This window comes from Micromonospora sp. NBS 11-29 (assembly GCF_002140155.1).
Taxonomy (GTDB): domain Bacteria; phylum Actinomycetota; class Actinomycetes; order Mycobacteriales; family Micromonosporaceae; genus Micromonospora.
In genome coordinates this window covers 433,014-449,984 of record NZ_NAPR01000003.1, presented here as the reverse complement: position 1 = coordinate 449,984, position 16,971 = coordinate 433,014, and the positions used below count along the sequence as shown (strand labels likewise).

The 16,971-nt window shown below is 74.8% G+C and carries 14 protein-coding genes and 1 pseudogene; 10 read left to right on the top strand and 5 right to left on the bottom strand.

The window, feature by feature from the left end; genetic code table 11:
• Nucleotides 1-67 precede the first annotated feature (67 nt).
• From B1205_RS03355 to B1205_RS03340, 4 genes and pseudogenes are all read right to left on the bottom strand, one after another.
• Nucleotides 68-1,507: a mannitol dehydrogenase family protein gene (locus tag B1205_RS03355; protein WP_254909672.1), complete on the bottom strand. Its 1,440-nt coding sequence runs from the start codon at nucleotides 1,505-1,507 to the stop codon at nucleotides 68-70.
• 40 nt (nucleotides 1,508-1,547) lie between these two features.
• A pseudogene (locus B1205_RS03350) lies at nucleotides 1,548-2,795 on the bottom strand (enolase C-terminal domain-like protein); the annotation flags it as partial.
• Nucleotides 2,792-4,225 (bottom strand): glucuronate isomerase, encoded by a 1,434-nt coding sequence (uxaC, locus tag B1205_RS03345; protein ID WP_089154238.1) that lies wholly within the window; start codon nucleotides 4,223-4,225, stop codon nucleotides 2,792-2,794. The gene uxaC and the pseudogene B1205_RS03350, both read right to left, overlap by 4 nt.
• A gap of 17 nt (nucleotides 4,226-4,242) precedes the next feature.
• Nucleotides 4,243-5,571, bottom strand: coding sequence for a Gfo/Idh/MocA family protein (locus tag B1205_RS03340; protein WP_089154237.1), 1,329 nt, complete (start codon nucleotides 5,569-5,571; stop codon nucleotides 4,243-4,245).
• Nucleotides 5,572-5,809: 238 nt separating this feature from the next.
• On the opposite strand from B1205_RS03340, the gene B1205_RS03335 reads away from it, so the two are divergent.
• The 8 genes from B1205_RS03335 (at nucleotide 5,810) to B1205_RS03300 (ending at nucleotide 14,101) form a co-directional block, all read left to right on the top strand.
• Nucleotides 5,810-6,856, top strand: coding sequence for a LacI family DNA-binding transcriptional regulator (locus B1205_RS03335; RefSeq protein WP_089154236.1), 1,047 nt, complete (start codon nucleotides 5,810-5,812; stop codon nucleotides 6,854-6,856).
• A gap of 97 nt (nucleotides 6,857-6,953) precedes the next feature.
• Nucleotides 6,954-8,297 (top strand): ABC transporter substrate-binding protein, encoded by a 1,344-nt coding sequence (locus tag B1205_RS03330; RefSeq protein ID WP_089154235.1) that lies wholly within the window; start codon nucleotides 6,954-6,956, stop codon nucleotides 8,295-8,297.
• A 26-nt stretch (nucleotides 8,298-8,323) separates the two neighbouring features.
• Nucleotides 8,324-9,304 carry a carbohydrate ABC transporter permease gene (locus B1205_RS03325; RefSeq protein ID WP_089154234.1) on the top strand — a complete coding sequence of 327 codons (981 nt, stop codon included), beginning with the start codon at nucleotides 8,324-8,326 and terminating at the stop codon, nucleotides 9,302-9,304.
• 55 nt (nucleotides 9,305-9,359) lie between these two features.
• Nucleotides 9,360-10,232, top strand: coding sequence for a carbohydrate ABC transporter permease (locus B1205_RS03320; RefSeq protein ID WP_176308402.1), 873 nt, complete (start codon nucleotides 9,360-9,362; stop codon nucleotides 10,230-10,232).
• Nucleotides 10,229-10,873: a hypothetical protein gene (locus B1205_RS03315; protein ID WP_089154233.1), complete on the top strand. Its 645-nt coding sequence runs from the start codon at nucleotides 10,229-10,231 to the stop codon at nucleotides 10,871-10,873. Before B1205_RS03320 ends, B1205_RS03315 begins: the two co-directional genes overlap by 4 nt.
• On the top strand, nucleotides 10,870-11,799 hold the full coding sequence (locus B1205_RS03310) for a PmoA family protein (protein WP_254909671.1): 930 nt from the start codon (nucleotides 10,870-10,872) through the stop codon (nucleotides 11,797-11,799). The genes B1205_RS03315 and B1205_RS03310 overlap by 4 nt, the downstream gene beginning before the upstream one ends.
• 55 nt (nucleotides 11,800-11,854) lie before the next feature.
• Complete coding sequence (locus B1205_RS03305; protein WP_254909670.1) at nucleotides 11,855-12,802, top strand: sugar kinase; 948 nt, start codon at nucleotides 11,855-11,857, stop codon at nucleotides 12,800-12,802.
• A 153-nt stretch (nucleotides 12,803-12,955) separates the two neighbouring features.
• On the top strand, nucleotides 12,956-14,101 hold the full coding sequence (locus B1205_RS03300) for an FUSC family protein (RefSeq protein WP_089154232.1): 1,146 nt from the start codon (nucleotides 12,956-12,958) through the stop codon (nucleotides 14,099-14,101).
• Nucleotides 14,102-14,110: 9 nt separating this feature from the next.
• Here B1205_RS03300 and B1205_RS03295 read toward each other — a convergent pair whose 3' ends face one another.
• Nucleotides 14,111-15,100 (bottom strand): LacI family DNA-binding transcriptional regulator, encoded by a 990-nt coding sequence (locus tag B1205_RS03295; protein WP_089154231.1) that lies wholly within the window; start codon nucleotides 15,098-15,100, stop codon nucleotides 14,111-14,113.
• 112 nt (nucleotides 15,101-15,212) lie between these two features.
• Here B1205_RS03295 and B1205_RS03290 point away from each other — a divergent pair, with 112 nt between their 5' ends.
• On the top strand, nucleotides 15,213-16,448 hold the full coding sequence (locus B1205_RS03290; RefSeq protein ID WP_089154230.1) for an MFS transporter: 1,236 nt from the start codon (nucleotides 15,213-15,215) through the stop codon (nucleotides 16,446-16,448).
• Nucleotides 16,449-16,537: 89 nt separating this feature from the next.
• Nucleotides 16,538-16,870, top strand: coding sequence for a hypothetical protein (locus B1205_RS03285; RefSeq protein ID WP_089154229.1), 333 nt, complete (start codon nucleotides 16,538-16,540; stop codon nucleotides 16,868-16,870).
• Nucleotides 16,871-16,971 lie beyond the last annotated feature (101 nt).

The window sequence follows — 16,971 nt, the reverse complement described above, 5'->3', positions numbered from 1 at the left end:
CCGCCGGCCGCCGGCGGAAAGGCCGCCGCCGCGCCGGCCGTGGCGGACCCGGCCGCCGGGGAGCTGGTCATCGGGTGCCGGCCAGGGTGGCCCGGACGCCGTGGCGCTCCAGCGCGGTCAGCCAGTCGGTCACGTCCGCGCGGAATTTCTCGTCGGCGGCCAGGCCGGCGGGGAAGACCTCGCGGACCGCGAAGATCGCGTCGACCACCCCGGCTGGGGTGGGCCGGCCGGCGGCCAGCGCCGCGCGCAGCCGGCCGGCGAGCGGGTCGTCCAGCGGCAGCGGCCGGCCGTCGTCGGCGGACCCGTGCAGGAACCGCAGCCAGGCCGCCACCACCAGCGCGCTCCACCGCGCGGACCGCCCGGCCGCCCGCAGGTCGGCGACCGTGTGCAGGACCCGCTGCGGCAGCTTCTGCGACCCGTCCATGGCGACCTGGGTGGTGCGATGGTGGATCGCCGGGTTGCCGAAGCGGGCCAGCACCTGCTCGCCGTACCCGGGCACGGAGACGCCGGGCGGCGGGGTGAAGCTCGGTGCGACCTCCTCGGCGACCAGCCGGCGCAGCACCGCGTCCAGGTGCGGCAGCGCCAGCGCGTCGACCACCGTCTCGGCGCCGGCCAGGGCGCCCAGGTACGCGGTGGCCGAGTGCACCCCGTTGAGCGCCCGCAGTTTCAGCCGCTCCCACGGGCCGGCGTCGTCGGTGAGCACCGCGCCGGCCCGTTCCCAGGCGGGCCGGCCACCGGGGAAGTCGTCCTCGATCACCCACTGCGCGAAGGGCTCCGCCGCGACGGCGGCCAGGTCGGTCACGCCGAGCGCCGCCCGGGCCGTGTCCCGGGTGGCGTCCGTGCTGGCCGGCACGATCCGGTCGACCATGGTGCCGGGGCAGGTGAGCCGCGCGGCCACCCGGTCGAGTGTCGCGTCGGGCACCCCGGCCAGGGCCAGGCACTGGTCGACCAGCGAACGCAGCCGACGCCCGTTGGCCGGCAGGTTGTCGCAGCTCACCAGCGCCACCGGCCCGGCGTCGGCGGCGGCGCGGGCGAGCAGCCCGCGTACCAGCAGCCCGGGCACCGTACGCGGCGGCCGGTCGGTGGTCAGGTCGGCGGTCAGCTCCGCGTCGGCGGCCAGCGCGCCGGTCACCGGGTCGAGCTGGTACGCCTTCTCGGTCACGGTCAGCGTGACCACCCGGATCGCCGGGTCGGCGAGCAGGCGCACCACCGCGTCCGGGTCGGCGGCGGCGTGCCGTACCCCGGCCAGCGCGCCGACCACCCGGGTCGTCGCGCCCTCGGCGGCGAGCGTGGTGACGCTGAACAGGGCGTCCTGCGCGGCCAGCGCCTCGACCACGTCGGTGCTGCGCGGCGCGACGCCGACGATGCCCCAGTCGCCGCCGGCCGCGCCGACCGCCGCCTCGGTGAACACGGCCTGGTGGGCGCGGTGGAACGCGCCGAGCCCGAGGTGCACGATGCCGGCCGGCACGGCGCCGGGGCGCAGCAGCGGCCGGGACGCCTCGGGCACCCGGCGCAGCGTGGCCAGGCCGAGCCGGTCCGTGCCCNCGCATGGCGGCGCTGTAGCCGGGGGCGGTGGGCAGCAGGTAGCGCCCGCCCCGGGTGCGGACCGGGTCGACGAAGTGTTCGTGCAGGTGGTCGACGTACTCGACCATCCGGCCGTCCAGCCCGGTGCTCACCCGCAGGTGGTCGAAGACGGCGAGGTGCTGCACGTATTCGCAGAGCCCGACGCCGCCGGCGTGCGGGCAGACCGGCACCCCGAACTTCGCCGCCAGCAGCAGTTCGGCGAGCACCTCGTCGACGCCGCCGACGCGGCACGCGTCGACCTGCATCACGCCGATCGCCTCGGCTTGGAGCAACTGCTTGAAGATGACCCGGTTGGCGGCGACCTCGCCGGTGGCGACCCGGCACCGGCCGCCGGACAGCTCGGTCACGGCGCGGGCGATGCGGGCGTGTCCGAGCACGTCGTCGGCGTGCGTGGGCTCCTCGATCCAGTACGGGTCGACCTCGACCAGCACCGCCATCGCGGCGATCGCCTCGTCCACGTCCCAGACCTGGTTGGCGTCCATCATCAGCAACGCGTCCGGGCCGATCTCGGCCCGGATGATCCGGGCCCGGCGCAGGTCGTCGTCGAGCCGCCCGCCGACCTTCATCTTCATCGCCCGCCAGCCCCGGGCGTACGCCTCGCGGGTCAGCGCGCGTACCTGCTCGTCGGGGTAGCCGAGCCACCCGACCGACGTGGTGTAGGAGGGGAAGCCGTCGCGTTCCAGCCCGGCCAGCCGGTCGGACAGGCCGTCGCGGCCCTTGTCGAGGATGGCCGCCGCCTCGTCCGGGGTGAGCGCGTCGGTGATGTGGTGGAAGTCGACGGTGGCGACCAGCTCGTCGGTGGGCAGCTCGGCGAGGTAGCGCCACATCGGCTTGCCGGCCAGCTTGGCGCGCAGGTCCCAGACCGCGTTGACCAGCGCGCCGGTGGCCATGTGGATCACCCCCTTCTCCGGCCCGAGCCAGCGGAGCTGCACGTCGGCGGTGAGCGAGCGCCAGAACGCCACCGGCTCGGCGGCGATCTCGGCGACCGTGCGCCCGCGTACGTGGTGGGCGAGCGCGTGGACCGCCGCGCAGGTGATCTCGTTGCCCCGGCCGTTGGTGAACGTGAACCCGGCGCCGGTCGGCCCGCCGTCGGTGGTCAGCTCCACGTAGGTGGCCGAGTAGTCGCCCCGGTTGATCGCGTCCGAGCCGTCGCCGCTGGCGGCGGTCGGGAAGCGCACGTCGTGCACCGCGACGTCGACGATCCTGGTCATGCGGGTTGCCCTCCGAACTTGAAGACCTGCTTCGGCAGCCGGTACGCCAGGTCGACGATGGTCTCGGCGGCCTCGTCGGCGGCCAGCCGGTGCTCGGCGACCAGGCGGGCCAGGAAGCCGGCGTCGACCCGGCGGGCCACGTCGTGGCGTACCGGGATGGAGCAGAACGCGCGGGTGTCGTCGACGAACCCGGCGGTGTTGTAGAAGCCGGCCGTCTCGGTGACCGCCTCCCGGAACCGGCGCAGCACCTCCGGCGAGTCGAGGAACCACCAGGGCGCGCCGAGGCGCAGCGCCGCGTAGCCGCCGGCGAGCGGCGCCAGCTCCCGGGAGAACGTGTCCTCGTCGAGCGTGTAGAGCACCACGGTCAGCCGGGGGTCGTTGCCGTGCGCGTCGAGCAGCGGGGCGAGGGCGTGCACGTACTCGGTGGCCTGCGGCACGTCGCCGCCGACGTCGCGGCCGTGCCGGGCGTGCAGCCACCGGTTGTGGTTGCGCACCGCGCCCGGGTGCAGCTGCATCACCAGGCCGTCGTCGAGCGACATCCGGGCGAACTCCAGCAGCATGTGCGCCCGGAACGCCTCCGCGTCGGCCGCGTCGGCGTCGCCGCGCCGGCCCCTGTCGTAGAGCGCCGCGGCCTGTGCCGGGGACAGATCGAGGGTACGGGCGGTCGGGTGCCCGTGGTCGGTGGAGGTGGCGCCGGCGGCGGCGAACGCGGCCCGCCGCGCCCGCAGCGCGGCCAGGTAGCCGGCGTACGTGCCGGTGTCCTCGCCGGAGACCTCGGCGAGCCGGTCCACGTTGGCCGACCAGCCGTCGAACTCCATGTCCACCACGTCGTCCGGGCGGAACGTGGTGACCACCCGGCCGCCCGGCCCGCCCCAGCCGTCGGCGGCGAGCTTGGCGTGCCGGCCCAGGTCGTCCAGCGGCGACTCGGTGGTGGCGAGCACCTCGATGCCGAAGCGGGTGAACAGCTCCCGGGGCCGGAACGCCGGCTCGGCGAGGCGGGCGGCGAGCGCGTCGTAGACCGTGTCGGCGGTGGCCGGGCCCAGCGGGGTGTCCACGCCGAACACGTTCTGGAACGTCTGCTCCAGCCACAGCCGCGACGGGGTGCCCCGGAACAGGTGCCAGTGCGCGGCGAAGCGCCGCCAGATGGTGCGCCCGTCGGTTTCCACCGGGCTGCCGTCGACGCTGGGCACGCCGAGGTCGGCCGGGGGGACGCCCTGGCTGAGCAGCATCCGGGTCAGGTAGTGGTCGGGCACGATCAGCAGCCGGGCCGGGTCGGGGAACGGGCGGTCCTCGGCCAGCAGCGCCGGGTCGACGTGCCCGTGCGGGGAGATGATCGGCTGCTCGGCCGCCAGGGCGTACAGCTCGCGCGCCAGCGCGCGCTGGGACGGCTCGGTGGGCAGCAGCAGGTCGCTGGGGGAGATGATCGGCACGGGGGAGGGCTCCTCGGTCAGGGCAGGGTGAGCAGGTCGGCGACCCGGACGGGTGCGCCGGTCTCCAGCGAGCGGTTCGCGGCCAGGCCGGTGAGCAGCGCGAGCGCGCCGTCGTACGCGGTGGCGGCCCGGCCGAGCGGGTCGGCTTCGCCGCCGAGCAGCACCCGGAGCATCCGGGCGTCCGCGCCGCCGTGCCCGCGCCGGGTCCAGCCGTCCACCGGGATCTCCTGCGGCGGCGCCCAGAACGGCCGCAGCGTGAGCCGGGCCGCGCCCCGCTCCACGGCGGCCTCGTCGCCGTGCAGCGCCGCACCCTTGAGCGCCGACGCGCCACCGGGGCTGACGTGGTCGCTCTCGGTCACCTCCAGTTCGAGGCGACCCCGGCTGCCGTTGACCATCACCCGGTAGCCCTCCCAGGGCGCGTACGCGGTGAGGTGGTAGGTCATGGTCGCGCCGGTGGAGTAGCGGGCGAGCACGGCGAGGTCGTCCTCGATGGTGACGCCGGGGGCGAAGACGTTGCGGTCGCGGTGGTAGCCGTCCTCGGCCTCGGCGTCGAGGTACAGCTCGCGCAGCCGGGGGTGGTCGGCCATCCGCAGCGCGAACGGGTCGTCGGCGGCGGCGGGGGAGCCGTGCGCGCGGTCGTAGTCGCGGGCGTAGCCGTGCCGGCGGCCGGACTCGCCGTAGAAGAACAGCCGGCCGGCCGCGTGCACCTGCACCGGCCGCGCGTCCAGCCACCAGTTGACCAGGTCGAAGTGGTGGCTGGCCTTGTGCACGAGCAGGCCGCCGGAGATGGCCTTGTCCCGGTGCCAGCGGCGGAAGTAGTCCGCGCCGTGCCGCACGTCGAGCAGCCACTCGAAGTGCACCGAGCCGATCTCGCCGACCGCGCCGTCGGCGAGCAGCCGCCGGAGCTGCTCGTGCAACGGGTTGTAGCGGTAGTTGAAGGCGACCGTCACCTGTCGGCCGGTCTCCGCGACCGCGTCCAGGATCCGCCGGCAGCGGGGGGCGTCGACCGTCATCGGCTTCTCGGTGACCACGTCGCAGCCGGCCCGCAGCGCCGCCACCACGTACTCGTCGTGGGTGACGTCGACGCTGGTCACCAGCACCACGTCGACCCGCTGCTCCGCCAGCATGGCGGTGAAGTCGGCGGCGGCGTACGTGGGCACGGGCGGGTGGCCCAGCTCGGCCAGCCAGCGGTTGTGCGCGTCCATCCTCCTCTGGTTGACGTCGGCGAGCGCGACCAGCTCGGCGGTGTCGGCGTGGTCGAGCGCGAGCGCGCGGACGAACATCTCGGCGCGCGCTCCGGCGCCGACCAGGGCGTGGCGGACCCGTTTCCGGGCCGGTGGTGACATGACGTCGGCCTCCTGCAGTCCTGCAAAGGTTTGCAGCCGAAGAAACCACGCCGGCCGAGACGTCGTCAATGGTCGATGGGCTTCCCGCCCCATGAATCCACATTGGTGGGGATATAACCGCCCGGTGGGCGGGCTGACGCAATCGAGACGAAACAATGGACCGTTGACACCGGAGCAACCGTTTGCATTAATTGGCGACACCCCGTGACCCCCACCACATCGGACGAGGGAGCCAGCCGTGCCAGCCACCATCCGGGACGTCGCCCGGGCCTCCGGCGTGCACATCTCCACCGTCTCCCGCACGTTCTCGGCCCCGCACCTGGTCAACCCGGAGACCCGGGTCCGGGTGCTGGCCTGCGCGGAGGACCTCGGCTACCGGCCCAACCGGGCCGCCCGGGCCCTGATCACCGGCCGGACGCACAACATCGGCCTGATCGTGGCCGACATCGCCAACCCGTTCTTCCCGCCGCTGATCAAGGCGGCCGAGGGGCAGGCCCGGCAGCGCGACTACCACGTCTTCGTGGCCGACACCAACGAGGACGTGGCCGCCGAGGAGGACCTGGTCCACGCGCTCGCCAAGCAGGTCGACGGCGTGCTGCTGTGCAGCCCCCGGATGAGCAACAGCCTGATCGAGCAGGTCAGCCGCGAGGTCCCGGTGGTGGTGATAAACCGCCAGGTCGGCGGTCTGCCCTGCGTGATGATGGACGTCGGGCAGGGTGCCCGGGCCGCGATCGAGCACCTGCTCGGCCTCGGCCACCGGCGGATCGCGCTGCTCGGCGGCCCGCGCGGCTCGTGGACCGCACGGGAGATGCGCCGGGCCGCCACCGCCGCCGCCCGGGGCGGCGGCGCCGAACTCACCGTCCTCGGGCCCAACCAGCCCACCGAGACCGGCGGCGGCGCGCTCGCCGAACAGGTACGCCGGGGCGGCGTCACCGCCGTGCTCGCCTACAACGACCTGATGGCGATCGGCCTGATCGAAGGGCTCGACGCGCTCGGACTGCGGGTGCCACAGGACGTCAGCGTGGTCGGCGTCGACGACATCGCGCTGAGCCGGCTCACCCGCCCCAAGTTGACGACGGTGGCCACGCCGACCGCGGCCGCCGGCCGGACGGCCGTCGACATGTTGCTGCAACTCGACTCCGACGCGCCCCGTGGCGCCCGGGGCCGGGGCGCGGCGGCCGGCGACCGTCGCACCACCGCACAGGTAATGCTCCAGACCGTACTGGTCGTTCGCGACTCGACCGGGCCCGTCCCCGAGCCCGGTCGGGACGACACCGGGGCCTGACGAGGTGGCCCGGGCCCGCATGGCGGTGCGGACCCGGGCGACCCGTGGACGGCCACCGGTGACGTCGTCGCCTCCCACAGCCGAGGAGTGAGCGCAGATGCACCCCGCAACGTCCCCCACCGCCGGCGCACCCGCCGGGCGGGAACACCGTACCCCCCTGACCCGACGCCGATTCGTCCGCGGCCTGGCCGCCGTCGCGCTGGCCGCGCCCCTCGCCCTGGGCGCGGCCGCCTGCGGCGACGACTCCGGCGGCGGCGACGGCGGCCCGGTCAAACTCTCCGTCTTCTGGTGGGGCGGTGAGGCCCGGGCCAAGCTCACCGAGGACGCCCTCGCCCTCTACACCAAGAAGCACCCCGACGTGACGTTCGAGAAGACCTGGCAGGCCAACCAGGGCTACTTCGACAAGCTCGCCACGTTGACCGCCGGCGGCAACCCGCCCGACCTGTTCCAGATCGACGACAACTACCTCGCCGAGTACGCCGGCCGCAGCACCACGCTCGACCTGGGCAGCTACCGCGACTCCGGCAAGCTCGACGTGTCGAAGTTCCCGAAGAGCCTGCTGGAGTACGGCGTGGTCGACGGCAAGCTCGCCGGGGTGGCCGCCGGGGAGAACACGCAGGGCCTGGTCTACAACAAGACGCTGCTGACGAAGAACGGGCTGCCGGAGCCGAGGACCGGGATGAGCTGGGAGGAGCACATCGCCTGGGCCGAGCAGGTGGCGAAGAAGACCAAGGTGCCCGGCACCCAGGACCCGAGCGCCGACTACAAGGCGCTCTGGGTCTGGCTGCGCCAGCAGGGCAAGGACCTGTACAAGGGCAAGGAACTCGGCTTCACGGTCGAGGATGTGACGAAATGGTTCGCGCTGTGGAAGGGCGCGCGGGACGCCGGCGCCACCCCGACCGCCGACGTGATCCACCAGGGCAACGCCACCGACATCACCAAGCAGCTCGTGGTCACCGGCAAGGCGGCCACCTCCTGGGTGTGGGCCAACCAGATGCCGGACCTCAAGAAGAACACCAAGGACGAGCTGGGCGTGGTGGCGTACCCGGGTGACCCGAGCGCCCAGTGGGCCCGCGCCTCGATGTACTGGTCGGTGTTCAAGGGCAGCAAGCACCGGGACGTCGCCGTCGACGTGATCAACTTCCTGAACAACGACCCGGAGGCGGTCGCGCTGCTCGGCACCGACCGCGGCCTGCCGTCCAACACGGACCTGCGGGCCAAGGTCAGCGAGACCGCCACCGACCCGGCGATGAAGCAGTCCATCCAGGTCGAGTCCGAGCTGGCGCAGAAGTTCGGCCCGTCGCCGCAGGTGCCGATCAAGGGACACAGCAAGGTCAAGGCGGAGCTGACCAAGGCCGCCGAGAACGCCCAGTACGGGCGCGCCACCCCGGCCCAGGCGGCGGAGCAGTTCGTCACCGCCTGCAAAGCCGCGATCGCCTGACCCCCCGACGGAAAGGAACCGGATCCGTGGCCCTCACCACGGCGCCCGGCCCGACCCCACGGACCGGACCGGTCGGCCCCCGCCCCACGCGGCGCGGGGCCGGCCGGACCCGGCTCGGCGAGGGCCTGGCAGGCTACGTCTTCCTCTCGCCCTGGCTCATCGGACTGATGGGCATCACGGCGGTCCCCATGCTGCTCTCGCTCTGGCTGAGCTTCACCGACTACGACATCCTCACCCCGCTGTCCGAGGTGCGCTGGGTCGGCCTGGCCAACTACGAACGGATGTTCACCGCCGACCCGTCGTACTGGCACGCGGTGCGGGTGACGCTGACGTTCGCGCTGGTCGCCGTGCCGTTGAAGCTGGCCGCCGCGCTCGGCGTGGCGCTGTTGCTCAACCGCACCTGGCGCGGCGTCGGGCTGTTCCGCGGCCTGTTCTACCTGCCGTCGCTGCTCGGCGGCAGTGTGGCCCTGGCCATCGTCTGGGTCAACATGTTCAACCGGGACGGCGCGTTCAACTCGTTCCTGGCGCTGTTCGGCATCGAGGGGCTGCCCTGGGTCGCCGACCCGGACTGGGCGCTGGAGACGCTGATGGTGCTGGCGATCTGGCAGTTCGGCGCCCCGATGGTGATCTTCCTGGCCGGGCTGAAGCAGGTGCCCACCGAGCTGTACGAGGCGGCGGCCGTGGACGGCGCGGGCGCCTGGCGGCGGTTCCGCGCGGTCACCCTGCCGATGCTCTCCCCGGTGATCTTCTTCAACCTGGTGCTGGAGACCATCCACGGCTTCCAGGGCTTCACCGCCGCGTTCGTGCTCAGCAACGGCACCGGCGGCCCGGTCGACTCCACCCTGATGTACACGCTCAAGCTCTACATCGCCGGCTTCACCGACCTGGAGATGGGCTACGCCTCGGCCATGGCCTGGGTGTTCCTGCTCGCCATCGCGCTCATCACCGCCGTCTTCTTCAGCACCGGCCGGTTCTGGGTGCACTACTCGGACGGAGAGGACGCGTGAGCGCGAGGAGTGAGCCGGGTTTGCGAGCCCCGCAGTCGCGAACAGAGGAGGAATCATGACGGCCGTGACCGCGGTGCCGCCGCGCCGCCGCCCGGGCAACCGGCAGGCCCTGCGCCTGCTGGTGCTCGTGGTGATCGTGGCGGTGGTGCTCTACCCGCTGCTGTGGATGCTCGGCACCTCGGTCAAGTCGCAGGCCGAGATCGTCAACAACGTCGGCCTGCTGCCGGAGAGGTTCACCCCCGGCAACTACCTCGACGGCTGGACCAACTTCGACATCGGCTTCGGCCGGTTCTTCCTGAACAGCGCCCTGGTCAGCCTGCTCACCGTGGTCGGCAACGGGCTGTCCTGCCTGCTCGCCGCGTATGCCCTGGGGCGGCTGCGGTTCCGGCTGCGCAAGGTGTGGTTCACCGTGATGATCGGCACCCTGCTGCTGCCCGGGCATGTGCTCATCGTGCCGCAGTACATCCTGTTCCGCAGCCTCGGCCTGGTCGGCGGCGACTGGCCGTACCTGCCGCTGCTCATCCCGCACTTCCTCGCCACCGAGGCGTTCTTCGTCTTCCTCATGGTGCAGTTCATGCGCGGCATCCCCCGGGAACTGGACGAGGCCGCGAAGATCGACGGGGCGTCCCCGTACGGCGTGTTCCGCCACATCATCCTGCCGCTGAGCCGCCCGGCGCTGGTCACCACCGCGATCTTCTCGTTCATCTGGACCTGGAACGACTTCTTCCGGCAACTGGTCTTCCTGTCCAACCTGGAGGACTACACCGTCCCGGTGGCACTGACCCTGTTCATCGACTCCACCAGCCAGAGCGCGGTCGGCCCGATGTTCGCCATGTCGGTGCTGTCCCTGCTGCCGGTGTTCCTGTTCTTCCTCGCGTTCCAGCGGATGCTGGTCGAGGGCATCAACACCAGCGGGTTGAAGGGATGAGCGCCGAGCGGCCCCGCCGGGACTGGCGGGACACCCTGGCCGAGGCGACCGACCTGGCGCTGCTCGGGTTCGCCGTGGCGGTGGCCGCGCTGCCGCTGCTCACCCTCGCCCCGGCCGTCGCCACCGCCAGCGCCGCGCTGCACGACCGGGCCGTCACCGGGAGTTGGCCGGCGGCGCGGACCAGCCTCACCCGGTTCGGTCGCGCGTTGCCGGCCGGGGCGGCGGTCAGCGCCGTCGCGCTCGCCGTCGCGGTCGCGCTCGGCGCCGACCTGCTCGCGCTGGCCGCCGGCCGGGTGCCCGGCGGCGGGCCCGCCCTCGCGGTCACCGCCGTCGTGGTCACCGCCCTGCTCGGGTACGCCGGCCTGGTCGCCGTCGCGGTCGGACGCACCGGCGGCCGGGGCTGGCGGGCCGCCGCCCGGCAGGTCGCCCGCACCTGCCCGCACCGCCCGGGCACCTGGGCCGCGGCCGCCGGGATCACCGTTCTCGCCGCACTGCTCGCCGCGTTGGTCACCCCGGTCGCGGTGCCGATCCTCGGCGGGTACGCCCTGGCCGCGCTGCACGCGGTCGACGCCCGGGGCCGGGCCGTCGCGGGACAGCCGGTGACCGGTCACCCGCCGGTGGCCCGTCCGGAGGCGTCGTGACCACCGACCCGGGTGCCGCCCCCGGCGACCAGGTGGAGCGCCTGGTGGTGGGCGGGGTCGAGGTGGCCCGCTACGTGGTCCGGCCCGACCTGGACCCCCGGCACGGACCCCGGCCCTACCTGCACCCGGTCCGCACCCGGGCCGGCACCCCGGTCACCGACGCGCTCCCGGCCGACCACGTCTGGCACCTCGGCGCGTCCCTGGCCGTGCAGGACGTCGACGGCGTCAACCTCTGGGGCGGCCGGACGTACGTGCGCGGCACCGGCTACACCTGGCGCGACGACCACGGCGTCATCGCGCACACCGGCTGGCGGGACCGGGCCGCCGACCGGCTCGACCACGACCTGCAATGGCGGGACCGGGACGGCCGGGTGCTGCTGCGGGAACACCGCCGGCTGACCGCCCGTCCGGCCGGGGACGACGCCTGGTGGCTCGACCTGGCCGCCACCCTCACGTCCGCCACCGGGGGCGACGTCCACCTGGGCAGTCCGGCCACGAACGGCCGCCCCGACGGGGCCGGCTACGGCGGCTTCTTCTGGCGGGCCGTCGCCGACGCCGAACCCCGGGTGTGCACCGGGGACGCCACCGGTGAGGAGGCGGTCAACGGCTCGGCCGCGCCCTGGCTGGCGCTCACCGGCACCGCGCCGGGCGGCGGCGCGTACACGCTGGTCTTCACCGGGCTGGGGCCGGGCGACCGGTGGTTCGTGCGGACCGCGATGTACCCGGGCGTCTGCGTCGCGTACGCGTTCGACCGGCCGGCGGCGGTCGTCGCCGGGCGGCCCCGCCGCAACCGGCACCGGGTGCTGGTCGTCGACGGCCACCTCGACCGCACGGCCATCCCGGCCCGACTGGCCGCGTCCTGGGAGGATCTTGGTACGGAAACGCCCCCGGAGGGGCCGTCCGGTACCAGGATCTCGGGCGACTGACGAGGGGTGAGCGGATGTGCGAGGTGGCGGTGTGAGGGGGCCGGAGGTGGCCTGCGTGGGCGAGACCATGGTGGTGCTCGTCCCGGACGACGGCGGGCCGTTGGAACACGCCGCGCGGCTCGCCGTGGGGGTGGGCGGCGCGGAGTCGAACGTGGCGGCGGCGCTGGCCCGGCTCGGCCACCGCGTCGCCTGGGTCAGCCGGGTCGGCGACGACCCGTTCGGCCGCCGGGTGGTCGCCGAGGTCGCCGCCGCGGGGGTGGACGTCGGCACGGTCACCGTCGACCCGATCGCCCCGACCGGCGTCTACCTCAAGGACCCCGCGCCGGCCGGCACCCGGGTCCACTACCACCGCGCCGGGTCCGCGGCGAGCCGCCTCGGGCCCCGGGACCTCGACGACCCCCGGCTGGCCGGGGTGCGACTGCTGCACCTGTCCGGGATCACCGCCGCGCTCACCGACTCCTGCCGGGAGCTGCTCGGGCACGCGCTGGACGGGCGGGCGCTGCCGGGCGCCCGGGTCAGCTTCGACGTGAACCACCGGGCGGCGCTCTGGCCCGCCGACCGGGCTGCCCCGGTGCTGCGCGACCTCGCCGACCGCGCCGACGTGGTCCTGGTCGGGGCGGACGAGGCGGCGACGCTCTGGGGGGTCGACGACCCGGACGCCGTACGCGAGCTGCTGCCCCGGCCGGAACTGGTGGTGGTCAAGGACGGGTCGGTCGGCGCGACCGCGCTGCCGCGTACCGGGTCGGCGGTCTTCGTGCCGGCGCTGCCGGTGGACGTGGTGGAGCCGGTCGGCGCCGGGGACGCGTTCGCCGCCGGGTTCCTCTCCGGGCTGCTGCGCGACCGTGACCTGACCTCCTGCCTGCGGCTGGGTCACCTCACCGCCGCGCCGGTGCTGGCCGCGCGGGGCGACACCGCGCCACCGCCGGACCCGGCGACCATCGCCCGGGCCCTGGCACTGCCCGATGCCGACTGGGCCGCCCGTCCCCACCCACCCGCCCGTTGATCATGAACTTCCTGCCCCGACAAAACGTGCAAAAGCCCCACCTCGGGGGCCGGAACTGCATGATCAACGGTGCTGGGGGCCCTCGACGCGCTGGTCGGGACGGCAGGCCGCAGGATGGAGGCCGGTCGGAGTGGGGCGGCGGGAGGCGGGGAGATGGGCGGGGTGGGGGACGGGCGACGGCGCGGGGGTGCGGCGGTGCGGGCGGCGGCCGGGCGGCTGCGGCGGGGCTGGCTGCCGGTGGCCGAGGCGACGCTGGCGGCCACCGTCGCCTGGATCCTGGCCACCCGGCTGGTCGGCCACCCGCAGCCGTTCTTCGCCCCGGCCGCCGCGCTGATCGTCCTCGGGCAGGCCCGGGGGCAGCGGATCCGCCGGGCGGTGGAGGTGGTCCTCGGCGTGGCCGCCGGCGTGCTCGTCGCCGACCTGGTGGTGCAGGGGCTCGGCCCGCGTACCACCGGGACCGTGTTCACCGTCATCCTGCTCACCGTCGCGCTGGCGGTGGCGGTCGGGGCCAGCTCGGTCACCGTGGTGCAGGCCGCGGTCTCCGCGCTCTACCTGGTCGTGGTCTCGCCGCCGACCGAGTCGCTGATCCCGTTCCGGTTCGTCGACGCGCTGATCGGCGGCGCGGTGGCGGTGGCCGCCAGCCAGCTCGTCGACGCCCGCCGGCCGCTCGCCCCGCTGGTCGCCGAGTTCCGGCACACGTTCGCCGAGCTGGCCGGCGTGCTCGACGAGGTCGCGGACGCGCTGGACCACGCCGACGACGACGCGGCCCTGGCCGCGCTGGACCGGGCCCGCCACGCCGACGCCGGGGTGGAGCGGCTGCGTGACGCGGTCCAGGCCGCCGGCGAGGCGCTGCGCCTCAACGTCCGCCGCCGCCGGCACCTGGGCCGGCTGCGCTCGGTGGAGGGCTCGATCCGGCAGATCGACTACGCGGTGCGCAACGTCCGCGTGCTGGCTCGGGCCGCGGTCACGCTCACCCGCGGCGGTACGCCCGTCACCGCCGACCTGGGCGACGCGGTACGGACACTGGCCGAGGCCGTCCGCTCGGCCGGTGACGCGCTCGCCGCCGACCTCGGCGGGCAGGAGAGCGTGGCCGACAGCCACGCGGCGCGGGTCGACGTGGCGGCGCTGGAGGCGGTCCGGTCGGCCGGGCGACTCTTCACCGCCGGCCCGACGCTGCCCCTCGCCATGATCATCGGGCAGGTCCGGGCCACCGCCATCGACCTGCTGCGGGGCGTGGGCGTCGACGACGACGCGACCGTCCTCAACCGGGTCGACGCGGCGGTCACCGGACCGGCCTGACGGCCGGGATCAGGCGCTCTCGCGGGGCACCAGCGTGGACGCGAAGGCGGTCGACGGGGCGACCGGCGCCCGCGTCAGCACGGCGGTGGCCGCCGCGGTCGCGATCCGGTCGACCGGATGGGTCGCGGTGGTCAGCGCCGGGCTGCTGATCGCCGCGTACGGCAGGTCGTCGAAGCCGGCGACCGCCACGTCGTGCGGCACCCGCACGCCGCGCTCCCGCAACGCGGCGATCACCCCGAAGGCGGTGGCGTCGCTGGCCGCGTAGACGGCGTCGACGTCCGGCCAGCGGCGCAGCGTCTCCACCGCCGCCGACCCGCCCCGGACCGTGGTGAAGTCGCCGGTCACCAGCCGCTCCGGCAGCCCCGAGGCGCGCATCAGCTCCCGGTAGGCGGTCACCGACCGTTCGGCGCAGCTCAACCAGCGCGGGCCGGTGACCATGGCGATGCGGCGGCGGCCGGTGGCGTACAGGTGGCGCAGCACCGCGCCGGCGCCGGCGGCGTTGTCCACGTCGAACGAGGGCACCGTCGCCGAACCGATGCCGATCGAGGCGACCCGCCCGCGCAGCCGGGCCGGCACCGCCGCCAGCGCCGCCGCCGTGGTGTTGACCAGGATCACCCCGTGCACGCTCCGGTCGGCGCCGAGGCGTACCAGGCCCGACGGGTCGTCGAACGGCAACCACTGAAGTGCCACCCCGATGCCGTGCGGCGCGCACACCCGCGACGCGGCGCTCACCACCCGGTGCACGTACGGGTCGTCGAAGACCGTGTCGTCCCGGCCCACCACGGCCACCACCAGCCGCACCCCGGCGCCACGCACCAGGGCCCGGGCGGTGACGTCCGGCACGTAGCCCAGATGGTCGGCGGCGGCGCCCACCCGGGCCCGGGCATCGGACGAGGCGAATCCGTAGCCGCCGAGCACCCGGGAGGCGGTGGCCCGGGACACCCCGGCGAGCCGGGCCACGTCGTCGAGGGTGGCGGGGCGGGGGGTCGGCGTGGCCATGTCCGCATCATGCCCCTCCCGAGGGCGTCGCGGTAAGGGGCGAGGGCGGTTGTGGTGATAGCGCTCTCAGGTGTGCGATGGTCGTCGGGAACCATTCGGGGAAGGGACCACCGTGAGCGACACTCTGCACGCGCCGGCCGGGCCACGGCCACCGGCGCCCCGGCCGGTCCTGGCCGCCCGCACCGGCGTCGCCGTCGTCTTCGCCCTCAACGGGCTCGCGGTGGCGAGCTGGTTCTCCCGGGTGCCGGCCGCCCGGGAGGCGCTCGAACTCAGCCCGGGCCGGCTCGGCCTGCTGCTGCTCTGCATGTCGGCGGGCGCGCTGCTGGCCATGCCCACCGCCGGTCTGGTCACCCAGCGGCTCGGCCCGGCCCGCACCGTGGTCGTGGCGACCGTGCTGGTCGCGCTCGGCCTGACGGTGGCCGGGCTCGCCACCGGGCTGGCCGGCTGGGCGGTCGGCGTCGGGCTCGGGCTGGCCGCGTTCGGCTTCGGCTCCGGCCTGTGCGACGTCGCGATGAACGTCGAGGGCGCGGCGGTGGAGAAACGACTCGGCCGTACCATCATGCCCCGGTTCCACGCCGCCTGGAGCCTCGGCTCGGTGGCCGGTGCGGGGCTGGGCGCCGGCGCGGCCCGGCTGGGCGTACCCATCGAGGTGCACCTGCCGGTGCTGGCGGCGCTGATCCTCGCCGGCACGCTGCTCGGCGCCCGGGCGTTCCTGTCCGCGCCGGCCGAGGTGGGCGGCGCGGGCCAGTCGGCGGCCCGGCGGCGGGCGCTGCTGGCCGCGTGGCGGGAGCCGCGCACCCTGCTGGTCGGCCTGCTGGTGCTGGTCATGGCGTTCACCGAGGGCAGCGCCAACGACTGGCTGGCGGTGGCGTTCGTGGACGGGTACGGCGTCGACGAGGCGGTCGGCGCGGCCGTGTTCGGCGTGTTCGTGGTCGGCATGACGCTGGGCCGCACCGCCGGCACCGTCGCCATCGACCGGTGGGGACGCGTGCCGGTGCTGTTCGGCACCATCGGGATCGCCGCCGCCGGTGCCGCGCTGGCGGTGCTGGCCGGCTCCGGCCCGCTGGCCGTGGTCGGTGTGGCGCTGTGGGGGATCGGCGCGTCGCTCGGGTTCCCCGTCGGGATGAGCGCCGCCGCCGACGACGAGGAGCAGGCCCCGGCGCGGGTCAGCGTGGTCGCGGTGATCGGCTACACCGCCTTCCTCGCTGGGCCGCCGCTGCTCGGCTTCCTCGGCGACCGGTTCGGCGTGTTGAACGCGCTCGGCCTGGTGCCGCTGCTCCTGCTGCCCACGCTCGCGCTGGTGCCGGTGCTCCGGCCACCGGCGGTTGCCGCGCGGCCGGCCCGCTGAACGCGGCTCAGCCGACTCCCACGATGCTCCCAGGGGCCTGCCAGGCGGGCGTGCTGCACTGGAGCGGACGCCGAGGAGAGGAGGCGGGCATGGGCTGGTTCAGTCGACGGGCCGCCGACCCGACGACCCCGACGAAGCTCGACCGCGAGGCCAACCGGGAGGACCTGGCCCAGTTGGAGGCGTTCGTCACGAGCCGCAGCGGGGTCGAGTTCTACCTGGAACCGGAGACCACCGCCACCGACACGACCGTGGTCGCCATCGCCCACGACGGTGAGTGGATCCGCCGCCGCACCGGCTCGCCCCGGGTCGCCGGCACGATCGCCCGGCGGCACGCGGTGCCGCTCTACGAGGCGGCGCGCACCGGCTACCCGGAGCGGATGCGGGCCTGGAACCGGGCCCACCCGGAACGCCACAAGCGCTGAGCGGGCGCTCAGTCGCCGAGCGCGGCGCGGGCCTCCTCGCGGCGCAGCGGCTCGTCGTGCGCGGAGACGTACCACTCGACGTGGTCGGAGAGCAGGCCGCG